Origin of the sequence: Paraburkholderia sediminicola (assembly GCF_902859805.1) — a bacterium.
Lineage (GTDB): Bacteria > Pseudomonadota > Gammaproteobacteria > Burkholderiales > Burkholderiaceae > Paraburkholderia > Paraburkholderia sediminicola.
Genome location: NZ_CADIKC010000002.1, coordinates 593,939 through 610,765, shown reverse-complemented (window position 1 = coordinate 610,765; position 16,827 = coordinate 593,939). Strand labels below are relative to the sequence as shown.

The 16,827-nt window shown below is 63.4% G+C and carries 14 protein-coding genes; 11 read left to right on the top strand and 3 right to left on the bottom strand.

Going from position 1 to position 16,827, the window contains the following annotated elements:
- Positions 1–77: 77 nt before the first annotated feature.
- Together R8871_RS11275 and R8871_RS11270 are read right to left on the bottom strand one after the other, a co-directional pair.
- Positions 78–1,004: a 2-hydroxyacid dehydrogenase gene (locus R8871_RS11275; RefSeq protein ID WP_175050511.1), complete on the bottom strand. Its 927-nt coding sequence runs from the start codon at positions 1,002–1,004 to the stop codon at positions 78–80.
- Positions 1,005–1,010: 6 nt separating this feature from the next.
- The gene (locus tag R8871_RS11270) at positions 1,011–1,883 is read right to left on the bottom strand and encodes a GNAT family N-acetyltransferase (RefSeq protein WP_175050510.1); all 873 of its coding nucleotides are present in this window, start codon (positions 1,881–1,883) and stop codon (positions 1,011–1,013) included.
- Positions 1,884–2,161: 278 nt separating this feature from the next.
- Between R8871_RS11270 and R8871_RS11265 the strand changes: the two genes are divergently transcribed.
- The 11 genes from R8871_RS11265 (at position 2,162) to R8871_RS11215 (ending at position 14,717) form a co-directional block, all read left to right on the top strand.
- Entirely contained in the window at positions 2,162–3,664 is a 1,503-nt protein-coding gene (locus R8871_RS11265; protein WP_175050509.1) for an aldehyde dehydrogenase family protein, read from the top strand.
- 299 nt (positions 3,665–3,963) lie between these two features.
- Positions 3,964–4,632, top strand: coding sequence for a haloacid dehalogenase type II (locus R8871_RS11260; RefSeq protein WP_175050508.1), 669 nt, complete (start codon positions 3,964–3,966; stop codon positions 4,630–4,632).
- A 54-nt stretch (positions 4,633–4,686) separates the two neighbouring features.
- Positions 4,687–5,961, top strand: a complete 1,275-nt coding sequence (locus R8871_RS11255; protein ID WP_175050507.1) for an NAD(P)/FAD-dependent oxidoreductase — start codon at positions 4,687–4,689, stop codon at positions 5,959–5,961.
- A 67-nt stretch (positions 5,962–6,028) separates the two neighbouring features.
- Positions 6,029–7,645, top strand: coding sequence for an ABC transporter substrate-binding protein (locus R8871_RS11250; protein ID WP_175050506.1), 1,617 nt, complete (start codon positions 6,029–6,031; stop codon positions 7,643–7,645).
- 82 nt (positions 7,646–7,727) lie between these two features.
- Positions 7,728–8,681 (top strand): ABC transporter permease, encoded by a 954-nt coding sequence (locus tag R8871_RS11245; RefSeq protein ID WP_093641177.1) that lies wholly within the window; start codon positions 7,728–7,730, stop codon positions 8,679–8,681.
- Positions 8,678–9,634: an ABC transporter permease gene (locus R8871_RS11240; protein ID WP_175050505.1), complete on the top strand. Its 957-nt coding sequence runs from the start codon at positions 8,678–8,680 to the stop codon at positions 9,632–9,634. Before R8871_RS11245 ends, R8871_RS11240 begins: the two co-directional genes overlap by 4 nt.
- Positions 9,634–11,478: an ABC transporter ATP-binding protein gene (locus tag R8871_RS11235; protein WP_175050720.1), complete on the top strand. Its 1,845-nt coding sequence runs from the start codon at positions 9,634–9,636 to the stop codon at positions 11,476–11,478. Before R8871_RS11240 ends, R8871_RS11235 begins: the two co-directional genes overlap by 1 nt.
- Complete coding sequence (locus R8871_RS11230; RefSeq protein WP_175050504.1) at positions 11,475–11,789, top strand: (2Fe-2S)-binding protein; 315 nt, start codon at positions 11,475–11,477, stop codon at positions 11,787–11,789. The genes R8871_RS11235 and R8871_RS11230 overlap by 4 nt, the downstream gene beginning before the upstream one ends.
- On the top strand, positions 11,774–13,144 hold the full coding sequence (locus tag R8871_RS11225; RefSeq protein ID WP_175050503.1) for an FAD/NAD(P)-dependent oxidoreductase: 1,371 nt from the start codon (positions 11,774–11,776) through the stop codon (positions 13,142–13,144). Before R8871_RS11230 ends, R8871_RS11225 begins: the two co-directional genes overlap by 16 nt.
- Positions 13,141–14,310 carry an NAD(P)/FAD-dependent oxidoreductase gene (locus R8871_RS11220; protein WP_175050502.1) on the top strand — a complete coding sequence of 390 codons (1,170 nt, stop codon included), beginning with the start codon at positions 13,141–13,143 and terminating at the stop codon, positions 14,308–14,310. Before R8871_RS11225 ends, R8871_RS11220 begins: the two co-directional genes overlap by 4 nt.
- Positions 14,307–14,717: a helix-turn-helix domain-containing protein gene (locus tag R8871_RS11215; RefSeq protein ID WP_175050501.1), complete on the top strand. Its 411-nt coding sequence runs from the start codon at positions 14,307–14,309 to the stop codon at positions 14,715–14,717. Before R8871_RS11220 ends, R8871_RS11215 begins: the two co-directional genes overlap by 4 nt.
- On the opposite strand, the gene prpR is transcribed toward R8871_RS11215, so the two are convergent.
- Positions 14,674–16,650: a propionate catabolism operon regulatory protein PrpR gene (prpR, locus tag R8871_RS11210; protein WP_175050500.1), complete on the bottom strand. Its 1,977-nt coding sequence runs from the start codon at positions 16,648–16,650 to the stop codon at positions 14,674–14,676. The two genes, R8871_RS11215 and prpR, sit on opposite strands and share 44 nt — an antisense overlap.
- Positions 16,651–16,827 lie beyond the last annotated feature (177 nt).

The following is a 16,827-nucleotide window of genomic DNA, read 5'->3' as shown; positions in this document are numbered from 1 at the left end:
TCTGCTGCGGACGCTGAAAAGCCGCGGCCGCAGGGCGTTTCATTCGACGCCGCGGCACAGCGCTTAGTGTCCCGGATTCAGTATCCCTGAGTCCGGTCAACCTGGCCGAGCATCGGCAGGCCGTCGCGATGGCGGCGCAGATTCTCGAGCACCACGTCGACGGCGGTCTCGGGTCGCGTCGCGCTGGCGATATGGGGCGTGATACGCACACGTGGATGCGTCCACAACGGATGACCGGCGGACAGCGGCTCGGGATCGGTGACGTCGAGAATGGCGTTGTGCAACTGGCCGCTATCCAGCGCTGCCAGCAGATCGGGCTGATTCAGATGCGGGCCGCGCCCCGTTTGAATCAGCGACGCGCCGCGCGGCAGCTTCGCGAACAATTCGGCATTGAGCAGGCCGCGTGTGGCGGGTGTGAGCGGCAACAGGCAGATCAGAATGTCGGTGCGGGCGAGAAACGCATCTAGCGCGTCTTCGCCTGCATAGCAATCGACGCCTTCGATCTCGCGAGGCGAACGGCTCCAACCCGCGCAGGCAAAGCCGAACAGCCGCAGCTTTTCCAGCACCGCCGTGCCCAGCACACCGAGCCCCAGCACGCCAATGCGGCGAGCACTGGCCGGCTTGGCGGGCAGTTCACGCCAGATCTGCTGTTGTTGCTGATGGCCATAGTCGATCAGATCGCGATGAATCGTCAGCACGGCTTGCGTGACGTACTCGACCATCCCTTCAATAATGCCCGGCTCGATCATCCGCACCACCGGTATATGTGCAGGTACGCCTGACAGGTCAAACTGGTCGATGCCCGCGCCGACCGAGAACACGATCTCGAGGTTCGGGAAGGTGCGAGTGGGATCCTCCGGCGGTTGCCAGGCGGCGAGATAGCGGATCGCGGCCGGGTCGCCGAGATCGGGCCAGACGTGGAACGGCAGATTCGGTGCTTTCTGCGCGAAGAGTTTGGCCCATTGCGCGCCACGCGCCGGGTCGGCTTTATAAAGGAAGGCCATGGTGGGTCAGCAGATTGCCTGGTTGATGATGCCGTATTGCAGATAGGGCGCGTCTTTGCCTGCGCCGGCAAGATCAGCCGGCGTGGCGTGTCGAACCATTTTGACGACCGTATCCACCCGCGGCAGCCCCAACTGCTCCAGCCATTCGGTCAGCCCGCTCTCGCCCGGCGTATCGATGCGCACGAATACGCCTTCGTTCAGCGCGAGCCAGTGGCTGATCAATGCCTTCGCGCGGCTCGAATCTTCCGACTCGGGTGCGACCACCGGTCCGATCGCAAAGCCCCGTCCGAAGCGGCGAAACAGAGCAAAGCCGACCAGTTCACCGTCGCGATCGAGGGCGATGCCGTCGGCGGCGCTCAATAGTGCGGGCAAGACTTCTCCGCGATCCAGGCCGCTTGCACGCGACGCCAGTTCGACCAGCCGTGCCGTATCGCTTGAACCGAGCGGGCGCAGGCGCTCCCCTTGCGGTAATGAAACGAGGGGCGGCTGAAATGCGGCGCCCTGATGCTGGTCGAGCGTGCCGATCGCGCGAAAGCCGAGCTTTTCATACAAAGGCTGACCTGCAGGGGTGGCGTGCAGCAGCGTGACCCGCCCGCCGAGTTCTTCCAGTACGAGATTCATCAGCTTTCTGCCGATGCCGCGCCCTTGCTGCTCGGGGGACACGATCACCATCCCGAGCGAAGCCCGGTCGGCGCCATATTTCCAGCACAAGGCCGTGCCGATCACGCCGCTCGCATCTTCCGCGACGAAACCCACGCCGAGTTGCACCACGAATCTCCAGTCGTCCGGGCGATGCGGCCATTTGAGCTCGACCGTTAGCGCATGCGCGGCGGGGATGTCCTCGTGGGTAAAGGGTCTGTAGGTAATCGGATCGGACACGCCGTACTCCCTGGATGGCTGAAGGCTTACGCCGTCACTTTGTCATTCGGTGCGCGGTGTGACTAGGACGATCTTTTTATCCGGGCCGCTCGAGAGGGCCGCATCGCAAATCGATGCAAAACCCCCCGTTTGATCGCTCATTACAGGCGCGTTCTGCTGCGCGGGGATTTTTGTCGGCGATATATGCCGCGCCTGCGGCTCTACGATTTTGCCATGGCGGCGGCGCGCTCGAGACGCACCGCGTGGAACACACAGCAGTCACACAGGAAACCATTCTCATGGACAGCTTCAATCCGGACGACGTCGCGATTCGCAGCGGACATTTTATCGGCGGTGAGTATGTCGACGAGGACGAGCGCGGGGATGAGCGCCGCATCGAGGTGGCGCGCCCCTCGGACGGCGTGATCTATGCCTCAGTGCCGGTTGCCGGCGCCGGGATGGTGGACCGTGCGGTGGAGAACGCGTGGCAAGCCTTCAGAACAAGCGGCTGGGCGCGCATGGCGCCGCGCGAGCGCGCGAAGATCCTGCGCCGCTTCGCCGGGCTGGTCGAAGCCGACGCGCCGTTTCTGGGCCGTCTGGAGTCGCTCGGTTCGACGCGTCCAATTGCCCAGGCAGTGGGCTGGGACGTGCCGTTCACCGCCGAGGGCATCCGCTTCTACGCCGAGTTCGCCGACAAGGTGGGTGGCGACGTGGCCGCGACCGATCATGACCACCTCGGCATGACCATCGCCGAACCGTACGGCGTGATCGGGGCGATTGCGCCATGGAATTTCCCGCTGGTGATGGCGTCCTGGAAGATCGCACCTGCTCTCGCGGCGGGTAACGCCGTCGTGCTGAAGCCCTCGGAGATGACACCGTTCTCGGTGTTGCGGCTCGCCGAGCTGGCTGTGCAGGCGGGTGTGCCGGCCGGCATTTTCAACGTGATTCAGGGCGATGGCCGTGTCACTGGCGATGAACTGGTGCGTCATCCGAAGATTAGCAAGGTTACTTTCACCGGCTCCACGCGTACTGGCGCTGCGATCATGGCGGCCTGTGCTAATAGCGGCACGAAGCCGGTCACGCTCGAACTGGGCGGCAAGAGTCCGCAAATCGTATTCGCCGACGCCCCGCGTCTCGACGACGTGGCGCGGCGGATTGCCGGCGCTATTACCGGCAATGCCGGCCAGGTGTGCGTGGCCGGCTCGCGCCTGCTGGTCGAGCGAAGCCTGGCGGAGCCGCTCGCCGAGCGCATCGGCAAGGTCTTCGCTGAGTTGAAACCCGGCGCGACATGGGCTGCGGGCACGACGTTGTCGCCGATCATCTCCGCGCCGCAGGCAGCGCGCATCGAAGGGATCGTCGGGCGCACGCTGGAGGCGGGCGCGACGCTGCGCTTTGGCGGTGTGCGCGCTGACGGTGGGGCGGCGGGTGGCGCGAATGGCGCGTTCTATACACCGACCTTGCTTACGGACGTCACGGCCCACTCCGAGGCCGTGCGCGAAGAAGTGTTCGGCCCTGTGCTGACACTGCAAACCTTCGACACCGAAGAAGAAGCGCTCGCACTCGCCCAGCATCCCGAGTACGGCCTCGCTGCCGGGGTGCACACCGCCGACCTCGGCCGGGCGCTGCGCTTCGTGCGCGGCCTCGAAGCGGGGACGGTCTGGGTCAACCGTTACGGCCGCACCTCCGATTTCATGATCCCCACCGGCGGCTACAAGCGTTCAGGCATCGGCAAGGACCTCGGCCGCCAGGCTTACGAGGCAAACCTGCGCTTCAAGAGTGTGTTGATCGACCTGCGGCCCTGATGTCAGCAAGGACTCGTAAGCGGAAACCCGTACGCGGTTCCACGGGTTCGGCTTTCATCGGCCCGCACCACGAACCGGCCGGCGCCGAATCCCGCAAAACCAATACGGACGGGGCTTCCAGCCCGTCCACCGCAGACTGTGCTGCGCAACGGCCTCAAAACGCATGGTTTGTGTCATCAGCAACGCCCTAATCAGGAACATCTATGTTTTTGCGCTGATTAAATCTTTAACAGGAATGAGCTTTCCCTGTTCTCGCCACTGAGCTCACAGCGAGTTCACCACAACGATAGGACTGCACCATGATCGAATTTGAACCGAAATACATCACCTTCGACTGCTACGGCACGCTCACGAAATTTCGTATGGCCGACATGACCCGCGAAATGTTCGGTCACGTACTGAACGCCGAAGACCTGGAGAAGCTCGTCACGCTTTACTCGGGCTATCGTCGTGACGAAGTGCTCGGTGCATGGAAGCCGTATCGCGACGTGGTTGTGAACGCGTTGCGCCGCGCCTGCAAGCGCATGAATGTCGAGTTCAATGAAGTGGAAGCCGAGAAGATCTACACGGCGGTGCCGACCTGGGGTCCGCATCCGGATGTGCCGGAAGGCCTCTCGCGTCTGGCGAAGAAGTACAAGCTGGTGATTCTCTCGAACGCGTCGAACGACCAGATCCAGAGCAACGTCGACAAGCTCGGCGCACCGTTCCACGCAGTCTTCACCGCCGAGCAGGCGCAGTCGTACAAGCCGCGCATGCAAGGCTTCGAATACATGTTCGACCAGCTGAACTGCAATCCGGAAGACGTGCTGCACGTGTCGTCGAGCCTGCGCTACGACCTGATGACCGTGCACGACATGGGTGTCAAGCACAAGGCCTTCGTCAAGCGCGGCCACGAACCGTCGACGCCGTACTACCAGTACTACGAAGTCGACGACATTCCGCATCTGGCTGCGGAACTCGGCCTGTAAGCGTCGTTTGCACATTCACCGCCTCGCTCATTGCCCATCTCAAGGACAGACCGGATGAAGCTCGATTCCTATTGGCTCGACACCGCACCGCCGCTCGTTTCGGCGTGTGAAGGTCCGGTTGAGGGCCAGGCCGATGTTGTCGTGATCGGCGGTGGCTTCACCGGGCTCTCGGCGGCGCAGGCGTTGGGCAAGCGCGGCGCCTCGGTGACGGTGCTCGACGCCGGGAGAATCGGCGGCGGCGCGTCCGGGCGCAACGGCGGGCAGGTCAATACCGGCGTCGCGCAGGACTTCGTCGCGCTGGTCGCGCAACTCGGTGTGGAGCGGGCCAGTGCCTGCTACCGCGCGTTTTCGGATGCGGTCGATACGGTCGAGCGTCTGATTCGCGAGGAAAACATCGATTGCAATTACAGCGCGACCGGCAAGCTGAAGCTGGCGTCCAAACCGCATCACCTCGCGCATCTGGAGAAGACGGCGGAATTGATCCGGCGCGAAGTCGATACGGATATCGAATTAATCGGCCGTGAGCGGATTCGCAGCGAAATCCAGTCGGACAGTTTTTACGGCGGGTTGCTGCAACGGCACGGCGGCCAGATGCATATGGGCAAGTTCACGGTCGGACTCGCGGATGCCGCGGTTCGTCGCGGCGCGAAGCTGTATGAAAACGCGGCGGTCACCGCGATCGCGAAGGACGGCGCCGGCTTCAAGGTCACCACCGCACGCGGCGAAGTACGCGCGAAACAGGTGCTGATCGCTACTGGCCCGTCGCGGCATGGTCCGTTCGGCTGGTACCGGCGTCGGCTTGCGCCGGTCGGTTCGTTCATCGTCGTGACGGAACCGCTTGCGCCGGAACTGTTGGCTCAGGTGTTTCCGAACCGGCGCGCGTACACCACCACGCGGCTGATGCATAACTACTTCCGCGTGACGCCTGATTCACGTTTGCTGTTCGGTGGCCGCGCGCGTTTTACGGCGTCCGAGCGGCCGTCGGATGCGAAGAGCGGCAGGATTCTGCAGCAAGGCCTCGCGGCGATGTTCCCGATGCTGGCCAACGCGCGCATCGACTACTGCTGGGGCGGCCTCGTGGACATGACCGCTGATCGCCTGCCGCATGCCGGGCAGCACGACGGGATTTACTTCTCGCTGGGTTACAGCGGCCACGGCACGCAGATGTCGACGCACATGGGCCAGGTGATGGCCGACGTGATGGACGGCCACGAAGAGCGTAATCCGTGGCGCGAGTCGGAGTGGCCCGCGATTCCAGGCCACACCGGCAAACCCTGGTTCCTGCCGCTGGTGGGGACTTACTACCGCATCAAAGACATTTTCTATTGATTCTTCACTGTTGCATTTGCCATTAAAAACCACGCTGCTATCCCTGTCACCCTCGCGGAGAAGTTCGATGAATAAGGAAACCTCACAATATGACGCTCTTCAACTCGGCACCGAGTTGGAACGCTTGACGTCAAAAGGCGCGTCGCGGCGCGGCGTCCTGCGCGCGATGGCCGCGGCCGGGATGATGTCGGTGACGGGCGCGGGTCTTCTGACCGCGAGCGGCGAGGCATTTGCGCAAGCGAAGCCGAAGCAGGGCGGCAAGATCCGGGTGGCGACGCAGTCCGCATCGGCCGCCGACACGCTCGATCCGGCAAAGGGCGCGCTCGGCACGGACTATGTCCGCGGCTTCATGTTCTACAACTGCCTGACCGAACTCGATTCGCATCTCGGCGCGAAGATGGCGCTCGCCACCTCGCTGGAAACGACGGATGCAACGGTGTGGGTCGCGAAGCTGCGCCCCGGCGTGCAGTTCCACGACGGCAAGGCGCTCGCGCCGGCAGACGTCGTGTACTCGATCATGCGCCATAAGGATCCGGCGACAGCGTCGAAAGCGAAGACTCTGGCTGATCAGATCAAGGACGTGAAGGCGACCGGTCCGAACGAAGTGACGATCACGCTCGAAGGCCCGAACGCCGATCTGCCGGTGATTCTCGCCACCTCGCATTTCCAGATCATCAAGGACGGCACCAAGGACTTCAAAACGGCGGTCGGCACGGGCCCGTTCAAGGTCAAGGAATTCTCGCCCGGCGTGCGTACAGTCGGGGTGAAGAACACGAATTACTGGAAGCCGGGCCTGCCGCATCTGGACGAAGTCGAACTGATCGGTATCGGCGACGAATCGGCGCGCGTGAACGCCCTGCTCTCGGGCGACGTGCAACTGATCAACGCGGTGAGCCCGCGTTCGACCACGCAGATCAAGGGTGCAGGCGGTTTCTCCGTGCTGGAGACGAAGACGGGTCTGTACACCGATCTGGTGGTTCGCGACGAAGGCGGCATTACCGGCAACGACGATTTTCGGCGAGGCATGATGTACCTGCAGGACCGCGAGCAGATGCGTCGCGCGATCTTCCAGGGTTACGGCGCGATCGGCAACGACCAGCCTATCGATCCGACCAACAAGTACTACCTGGCCGGTTTGCCGCAGCGCGCCTTCGATCCGGACAAGGCGAAGTTCCATTTCCAGAAGGCGAAGGTCGGCAGCGCGCCGATCCAGATTTTCGCGTCGCCGGCAGCGGAAGGCTCGGTTGAAATGGCGATGTTCCTGCAGCAGGTCGCGCCGCAAGCCGGTCTGAATCTGCAGGTGTCGCGCGTGCCGTCCGACGGCTACTGGTCGAACCACTGGATGAAGCATCCGCTGGGTTTCGGCAACGTCAACGCGCGTCCGAGCGCCGACGTGATCTTCACCCAGTTCTTCAAGTCGGACGCACCGTGGAACGAAGCGAACTGGAAGAGCCCGAAGTTCGACCAGATGCTGCTTGCAGCACGCGGCGAACCGGACGATGTGAAGCGCAAGAAGATTTACGGCGACATGCAGGTGCTGGTGCATGAAACCGGCGGCGTCGGCATTCCGCTGTTCCAGAGTTCGCTCGATGCCTACACGACGAAACTCAAGGGCCTCGGCTCGATTCCGCTGGCTGGTCTGATGGGTTTCATGTTCGCGGAAAACGTCTGGCTCGAAACCTGAGCCGGACTCAGGGCACGCTTTGCAATACACGCGCCGCCTCATCAGCGGCGCGCAGCTTCAACCGCAACGGAGGCGATTCTCGATGAAAGCACACGCGCAACGACTCATCGCCGCGCGCCTTGGCCTCGCGCTGCTTACGCTGCTGCTGGTCTCGGCGGTCGTGTTTGCCATCACCGGGTTGCTTCCCGGCGATGCCGCTCAACAGGCGCTCGGGCAGGCGGCAACGCCGGAAGCCGTCGCGGCATTGCGGCATCAGTTCGGGCTCGACCAGCCGGCGCTGCAACGCTACTTCGAGTGGCTTTTTCATATTGTCAGCGGCAACTTTGGCACGTCGCTGTCGAACAATCTGCCAGTCAGCGAGTTGATCGCCACGCGCCTGCCGAATTCGCTGGTATTGGCCGGTCTGACGGCGCTGGTCTCGGTGCCTGTGGCCTTGCTGATCGGTATTTCGTCGGCGATGTTCCGTGGTTCGCTGCTCGATCGCACGCTCAACGTGCTGACGTTGTCGACGGTGGCCGTGCCGGAGTTTCTGATCGCCACCATCGCCGTGCTGATTTTCGCCGTCAAGCTGCGCTGGTTGCCCGCGCTCTCGTATCTCTCGGAGGTCCATTCGTTCGGCGCGCTGCTGCGCATCTACGCGATGCCGGTGATGACGCTGTGCTGCGTGATCGTCGCGCAGATGGCGCGCATGACGCGGGCCGCGGTGCTCGATCAGCTCAATTCGTCGTACGTCGAAATGGCGGTGCTCAAGGGCGCGTCGCCTGCGCGCGTGGTGTTGCGGCATGTGTTGCCCAACACCATCGGCCCGATTGCGAACGCGGTGGCGTTGAGCCTGTCGTATCTGTTCGGCGGCGTGGTGATCGTGGAATCGATCTTCAACTATCCCGGTCTCGCAAGCCTGATGGTGGATGCCGTCACCAACCGTGACATGCCGCTCGTGCAAGGCTGCGTGATGGTGTTCTGCGCGGCGTATCTCGCGTTGGTGCTGATCGCCGACCTGTGTCAAATCGTATCCAATCCGAGGCTGCGTCGATGATGAGCCAACCTACCAATCCCCACGTTCCTCATGTTCCCCATGCCGGCACCGAGCTCTACGACCTGGGCCTCGATGAGCCCGCTATCGAGACGCCGGTTGTCGACACGGCAACGCCTAAGCAGGGCGTGTTGAAACGGCTGGTGCACCGCTTCTCCGTGCTCGGCCTGATCGGCCTCATGCTGGTGACCTTCTGGCTGATCGTCGCGTTCATCGGTCCGCTGGTTGCACCGTATAAAGGCGGAACGCTGACGTCGACGGAGATTTTCGGCCGCTATAGCGCGGCGTATCCGCTCGGCACCGACTATCTCGGCCGCGATATGTTGAGCCGGATTCTCTACGGCGCGCGCTATACGATGGGCCTCGCGCTGGCTGCTGCCGTGCTCGCCAGTTTGATCGGCACGTTCTTCGGTTTGCTCGCCGCGGTGTCCGGGCGCTGGGTCGATGAAATACTGAGCCGTCTGTTCGACGCGTTGATTTCGATTCCGAGCAAGGTGCTCGCGCTTGTTGTGATCGCTGCGTTCGGTTCGTCGATCCCGATGTTGACGACGGTTGCCGCTTTGGCCTATATCCCCGGCGCATTCCGTATTTCGCGCTCGCTCGCGGTGAACCTGATGGGGCTGGAGTACGTGCAAGTGGCGAGAGCGCGCGGCGAGGGCATCTTCTATATCGCACGCGTCGAAGTACTGCCGAACATGATTCATCCGATGCTCGCCGATTTTGGTTTGCGCTTCGTGTTTATCGTGCTGCTGCTAAGCGGGCTGAGTTTCCTCGGCCTTGGCGTACAGCCACCGAATGCGGATTGGGGTTCGCTCGTGCGCGAGAACATCGGCGGTTTGTCCGAGGGCGCGCCTGCCGTTCTGATGCCTGCCGTTGCGATTGCGACACTGACCATCGGCATGAATCTGCTGATCGACAACTTGCGGCGTCGTGGCCGTAGCCATGGAGGTGCATGATGGCTGATCGGGACATGATTGAAGTGAAGGGCCTGCGGGTTGTCGCCGGTGCGGCGCCGGGGCCGGTGACGGAGATCGTCAAGGGCGTCGATTTTTCGGTGAAGAAGGGCGAGGTGCTGGCGCTGATCGGCGAGTCCGGATCGGGCAAGACGACGATCGCGTTGTCCTTGCTCGGTTATGCGCGGGCAGGGTGTTCGATCAGCAGCGGCTCGGTGCGCGTCGGCGAAGTGGATGTGCTGTCGCTCGATGCAAAGGGCCGCCGCGCATTGCGGGCACGGACCGTGGCGTATGTCGCGCAGAGTGCGTCGGCAGGGTTCAACCCGGCGCGCACGATCATGGATCAGGTAACCGAGCCGGCATTGCTGCATCACTTGATGACGAAAGACGCGGCGCGCGCGAAAGCAATCGACCTGTTCCGTGCGTTGGCGCTGCCCGCGCCGGAGACGATCGGCGAGCGCTATCCGCACCAGGTGTCCGGCGGCCAGTTGCAGCGCTTGATGGCCGCGATGGCGTTGATCACCGATCCGGCAGTAGTGGTGTTCGACGAACCGACCACCGCGCTCGATGTCACCACGCAAATCGAAGTGCTCGCGGCCTTCAAGAAAGTGATTCGCGAACTCGGCACAACGGCGGTGTACGTGTCGCACGATCTGGCTGTGGTCGCTCAGATGGCGGACCGCATCGTCGTGCTGAATGGCGGCGCGGTGAAAGAAAACGGCGTGGTCGCGCAAGTGCTCGATGCGCCGGTGGATGCTTATACGCGTCAACTGCTTGCCGCTACGCGGCGTCCGGAAGCGGAGCTGGAGACGCCGCAGAATCTCGGCAAGCACATCCCTCCGCTGCTCGAAATTCGCGGACTGTCAGCGGGTTACGGGCGTGTCGATCGCTTCGGCAATCCCGCGGTGCGCGTGCTCGACGATGTCAGTTTGTCGATTCCGCGCGGCAGCACGCTCGGCGTGATCGGCGAATCCGGTTCTGGCAAGACGACGCTCGCGCGTGTGGTGGCCGGTCTTGTCGACCGCGCGGGCGGCGAAGTGTTGTTCGACGGCAAGCCGTTGCCCGCACAACTGTCGCGCCGCACGCCGGAGCAGTATCGCCAGATCCAGATCGTGTTTCAGAACGCCGATACGGCACTGAACCCGAGTCATTCGATCGCCGATATTCTGGGCCGTCCGCTCGCGTTCTATCACCATCTAAGTGGCTCGGCTGCGAAGAAACGCATGCTCGAACTGCTCGATCTGGTGAAGCTGCCGGCTTCGATTGCTACGCGCACGCCAGCCGGACTGTCAGGTGGCCAGAAGCAGCGTGTGAATCTGGCGCGCGCGCTTGCGGCCGATCCTGCGTTGATCCTTTGCGACGAAGTGACTTCCGCCCTCGATACGGTCGTCGGCGCGGCGATCCTCGACCTGCTGGCCGAATTGCGCCGTGAACTCGGCGTGTCGTACATGTTTATCAGCCACGACATCTCGACCGTGCGGGCGATCTGCGACGAAGTGATCGTGCTGTATGCGGGGCATCGCGTGGAAGCCGGGCAACGTGACGTGCTTGCGGCGCCGCCGTATCACCCGTACACAGAATTGCTGGTGGATTCGGTGCCCGCCTTGAAACCGGGCTGGCTCGATGCGCGCCGCGAGATCGGTTGTGCCACGTTGCCGGCGATGGGGGAGAGCGCGAATATTCCCGAGTTGTGCGCGTTTCGCGCGCGCTGCCCGGTGCGCATCGACGGGACCTGCAATATGACGCCGCCGTCCCTGAAGAAACTGCCTTCAGGCGCGGAGATTCTTTGCCATCATCCGGCGGCCGAGTTGAATCGCTTGCAGACTGAGGAGGCGAGCCCGGTATGAACGGACGATTTGTGCGGCTCGCGGAAACAGGCCGCAAGACATTTCCGATTACTGTGGACGGCGTCGTGCGCGAAGCCGCGGAGGGCGACACGCTGATGGTCGCCTTGCTGACCGGCGTGAGCACGTTGCGCGATTCTGAATTCGGCGATGGCCGCCGCGCCGGTTTCTGTTTGATGGGCGCGTGCCAGGATTGCTGGGTCTGGACGGCGCAAGGCGAACGCATGCGGGCGTGCAGTACGCCTGCGGCGCCGGGCATGTCGATCGTGACCAGGCTGGCCGAATCTGCGGAGGGTGTATGGCCCCGCGTGTAGTGATCATCGGTACCGGACCGGCGGGCGTGCGCGCCGCGCAGGCGCTGGTCGAGGCGGGGCTGCGGCCAACGGTCGTCGATGAAGGACGGCGTGACGGTGGGCAGATCTATCGGCGGCAACCGGAAGGGTTTTCGCGCAGCTACGAGACGTTGTACGGCACCGAAGCTGAACGCGCTGCTTCGTTGCATGAAAGCTTCGATGCGCTGAAGGGCAAGATCGACTATCTGCCGGAGACGCTGGTCTGGAATATCTTGCCGAACACCGTGCATCTGGCAAGCGGCACGCGCTACCAGGCGCTAAGCTTCGATTCCCTGATTGTTTGCAGCGGCGCGACGGACCGGCTGATGCCGGTCAAGGGCTGGCACCAGGCGGGCACGTATAGCCTCGGCGGCGCGCAGGTCGCGCTGAAATCGCAGGGCTGCGTGATCGGTTCGCGCATCGTGATGATGGGCAGCGGGCCGCTGCTGTATCTCGTCGCCGCGCAATACGTGAAGGCGGGCGCACAGGTGGCCGCCGTGCTCGATACGTCGACGTTCTGGCAACGTGTGGCTGCGCTGCCGCGTTTGCTGGCGATTCCCGCCGCGCTCAAAAAGGGGATTGCATTGACGCGTGTGCTGGCAAAGGCGCGCGTGCTGGTACATCGCGGCGTGCAGCCATTGGAGATTCAAGGCTCGCCGCAAGAGGGTGTGAGCGGCGTTGTGGTTGCGTTGCCGGGCGGCGAACGCCTGGCGCTGGCATGCGATGCCGTCGCGCTCGGCTATCACCTGCGTTCCGAGACGCAGCTTGCGGACCTCGCAGGGTGCCGTTTCCTGTTCGACGACAACACGCAGCAGTGGCTTCCGCAAATCGACGAGGACGGCCGCAGCAGCATCAAGGGCGTCTACCTGGCGGGCGATGGCGCAAGAGTGCGCGGTGCGGACGCAGCCGAGCGTTCGGGGCGTCTCGCGGCTTTGGCGGCGTTGCGCGATCTCGGCATGCAAGCTGGCGGCATCGAGCAGTTGCGCGCCGAACTCGCGCGTTTCACGCGCTTCGCCGCGGGATTACGCGAAGCCTTTCCGTGGCCGGCGAAATTTGCTGCGTCCTTGCCGGACGAAACGATCGTCTGCCGCTGTGAAGCGATCACAGCGGGCGAACTTCGCCGCGTGGTGCAGGCAACCGGCGCGCAGGAAGCCAATCGTGCGAAGGCGTTTTCACGCGTCGGCATGGGGCGCTGCCAGGGACGCTATTGCGGACACGCAGGCGCCGAGATTATCGCGGCAGCGGCTTGTGTGCCGCTGTCTTCAGTGGGACGGTTGCGAGGTCAGGCGCCAGTTAAACCGCTGCCTGTAGCGCTTGCCGAAGAGGTGAGCGAATGAGCGCAACGACGACAAACGAAGCCGATGTGATCGTGATCGGCGGCGGCATCATGGGGACGACAACCGCCTTCTTCCTGCGTCAACGCAAGCGTTCGGTGATCCTGCTCGAACGAGGACTCACGGGGCAACAGGCAAGCGGCGTGAATTTCGGCGGCATCCGGAGGCAAGGTCGCGCGCTGCCGCAACTGGCGATGGCGAACCGCGCGCTGCGCACGTGGCAACGCTCAACGGCACTGCTCGGCGAAGACATCGAGTTTCTGGCGTCGGGCCACACGCGCGTGTGCTACCACCAGAAAGACGTGGAAAATTTCGATCAGTATGCGATCGACGCTCGCGCTTATGGTCTCGACCTCAACGTGCTGCACGGCGACGCCGTGTTCGAACGCTTTCCGTTTCTCGGGCGCGAGGTGCTGGCGGTATCGATTTCGCCACTCGATGGCCACGCCAATCCGCGCCTCGCTGCACCTGCGTTTGGTCGCGCGGCCGCGCGGCTCGGTGCTCAGGTGATCGAGAACACCGAGATCGTGCGTGTCGAAAAAGAAGGTGAGCGGTTTCGCGTGGAGAGCGCAGGCGGCGAAGTGTATTGGGCCGCGCAACTCGTGATCTGCGCGGGAGCCTGGGCGAGCCGTCTTACCGAACAGTTCGGCGAACCCGTTCCGCTGGTCGCGAGCGGACCGCAGATGGCCGTGACCGAGCCGGTGCCGTATGTGTTCAAGTCGTCGATGGGGGTGTTCACATCGATCAAGGAAGAGAGCATCTATTTCCGCCAGATTCCGCGCGGCAATATCATTGTCGGCGGCGGTCCCGCTGGGCCGGCGGATGCCGTGACGTGCCGCGCATCGGTCCTGCCGCGCAATACCGTGGGGCAAGTTGCGCAATTGCGGCGGCTCGTGCCCGCGATGGCGCCGCTCCATGTGATTCGCGTGTGGAGCGGCGTGGAAAGTTATCTGCCCGACGGTGAACCTGTGATCGGTCCGAGCAGCAAAGTGGATGGTCTTTACTACGCGTTTGGCTTCTGCGGCTCGGGTTTCCAGATCGGTCCGGGTGTCGGCGAGACGCTGGCCGAGCTCGTCGATACAGGTCGTACGGACATTCCCCTCGACGTGTTTTCCGTCACCCGGTTCGCGAAGCAAGCCGCGCCCCGCTCGACTATCGCGACGTCATGAAACAGTCCATCAGCCTCAACGCCGCCCGGGCATTTATCGAAGCTCATTTCGACGAGCCGGTGACGCTCGCGCAACTCGCCGCGCTGTCCGCGCTCAGTGTGTCGCGCTTCGCAACGGTGTTCCGTCAGCAGTATGGTTCGTCGCCCTATCGCTATCTGTGCGGGCTGCGGATTCAGCGGGCGCAGACTCTGTTGCTCGAAGGTGTGCCGGGATCGGTTGTGGCCACGGAAGTGGGATTCTTCGATCAAAGCCACTTTGGCCGGCATTTCAAACGATGCTGCGGGATGACGCCCAGCATGTTCATCGCTCGCGCCGGTGCGAACGCGGCGAAGAATGCGGTGAAGCATGGCGCCGTGGCTCAGGCTACTGCGCCGCGTTCAGCTTCCGCCATAACGTCGTCTTGCTGATGCCGAGCGCCTCGCAAACCGCATCGCGATCGCCGTCGCAGGCGGCGAGGGCGGCGCGGATCTCGTCCGCTTCCACGTGACGGCTGCGCTCGCGTAACGTTAGCGCGGCTTTCTTCGTGCGCGCGTGGGGTTGATCGAAGATTTCAGGCGCGACCGTGCGCAGAACCTCGCGCGTGAAGACGGTTTCTGTTGCGCTGTTTGAATCCGTACCCGTGCCCATATCCGCGTCTGCCAGTTCAACCGCAATCCGCTCGATTACGTTCTGTAGTTCACGCACGTTGCCCGGCCACGTGTAACGCTTAAACGGCTCGCTGAGACTGGCGAGGACGCGCTTCGCCGCATCCGCATCGGGCAAGCGGGCCGCCAGTCTCGGCTCACGCAATGTCGCCTGCAGCAGCAGTTCGACCGCGAGCGGCAGCAGATCGGTTGGCCGCTCGCGTAGCGGCGGCAGTGCGATGCTCAGAATGTTGAGCCGGTAGTAAAGATCGGCGCGAAAACTGCCGGACTCGATACCCTCAGTCAACGCACGATGTGTCGCCGCCACGACCCGTATGTCCACGCGCGTCGGCTCAGTCGAGCCGAGCCGCACGACTTCACGTTCCTGCAGCACGCGCAATAGCCGGCTCTGCAACGAGAGCGGCATTTCGGCGATTTCATCGAGAAACAAGGTACCTCGGTGCGCGACTTCGATCAGCCCCGCCTTGCCGCCTTTGCGTGCACCGGTGAACGCCCCTTCCTCATAACCGAACAACTCGCTCTCGAGTAACGCTTCCGGAAACGCGCCGCAATTGATAGCGACGAAGGCGAAGTCGCGCCGCGCGCTCAACTGATGCATGCTCTGCGCGACCATCTCCTTGCCGGTGCCGCTTTCGCCGAGAATCAGCACGGTGGCGTCCGATTTCGCGTAACGCTGCACGAGTGTGCGGACCCGTTCGATCGAATCGGATACACCGACGATATCGCCAAGCTGATAACGCGCGCTGAACTGCTGCACGCGCTGCCGCGAGCGCAAGGTGCGGTCGAGCCGTTCGACCGCGCGCGATTCCTGAAACGTCAGCACGGTGCCGGCCGCCGAGCTGCTGCTCGCCAGTGGCCCTCGATGCACGACGTAGCTCGCGCCACGGACCGTGCAGAACGTGTCGCCGTCCGCGTCCGGCAAGCTGCCGGCGAGATCCGGTGCGAGATCGAGTAGCGCGCGGCCCACGGCCTGTGCCGCGTCGATGCCGAGCACGCTGGCGAGGCGCTGGTTCATCGCTTCGACACGCCCTTGCGCATCGAGGGCGACGACGCCGTCGCGCAGATGCTGCAGCAGATTGTCGAGCCGTTGACGCCGAACTGTTTCGCGGCGAGTGGCCTGTGCGACTTCGAGTGCGGTATCGAACGCGGCGCGTACCGATGCGCGTGAGTACAGAAACACTGCACCCATGCCGGCGTTCGCCGCGAGATCAGCAATGAGCCCGGGGCCGACCACAGCCTGGATGCCGCGATCGCGCAGATCGAGAACGACACTCTCCGCATCCTGCGCCGATTGATACGACGCAAATGTCACGTCGATGCCGTACGCGGCGATGAAGCGCCGCACTTCGTCCGGCGTGTCGCCGTGCGTGACGAGCGCGACCCTGGCGCCGTCGCGCCGCGCTCGCGCGAGCGCGTGCATCACGTCGAAGCCGGTTGGGCCGATCAGCACGACCGGTACGCTGACACGCGTTTTCAGATACGCGCCGTTGGAGCCGCCGGCAATCACGACATCCGGACGCCCGGCACCGACCGCGTCGATCTCGTGCACGGCGTCTTCGAAGCCATGCGAGACGATGCGCAGATCGGCGCGTTCGACGTACTCGCCGGCAATGTCGAAGAACAGATCACGCAGACGGCTGATGCTGACGGCCCAGATGCGAGGGCGCTGCGCGGGGTCGAAGGGAGGCGTGCTCACGGCGGGGGCTCGTTGTCTGGAGGGAAGCGGGAAGTCTGGAAAGTTCGCCTATTATGCACCTGTCGTTTTCGAATTTGAAATTTATGATTTCATTTGTGAAATAGGCTGGTGATGTGGTCAACGCATGATTTTTTGTTAAATCAGGCACTTAGCGGTGTGCGTCCCGCATGGCCCATT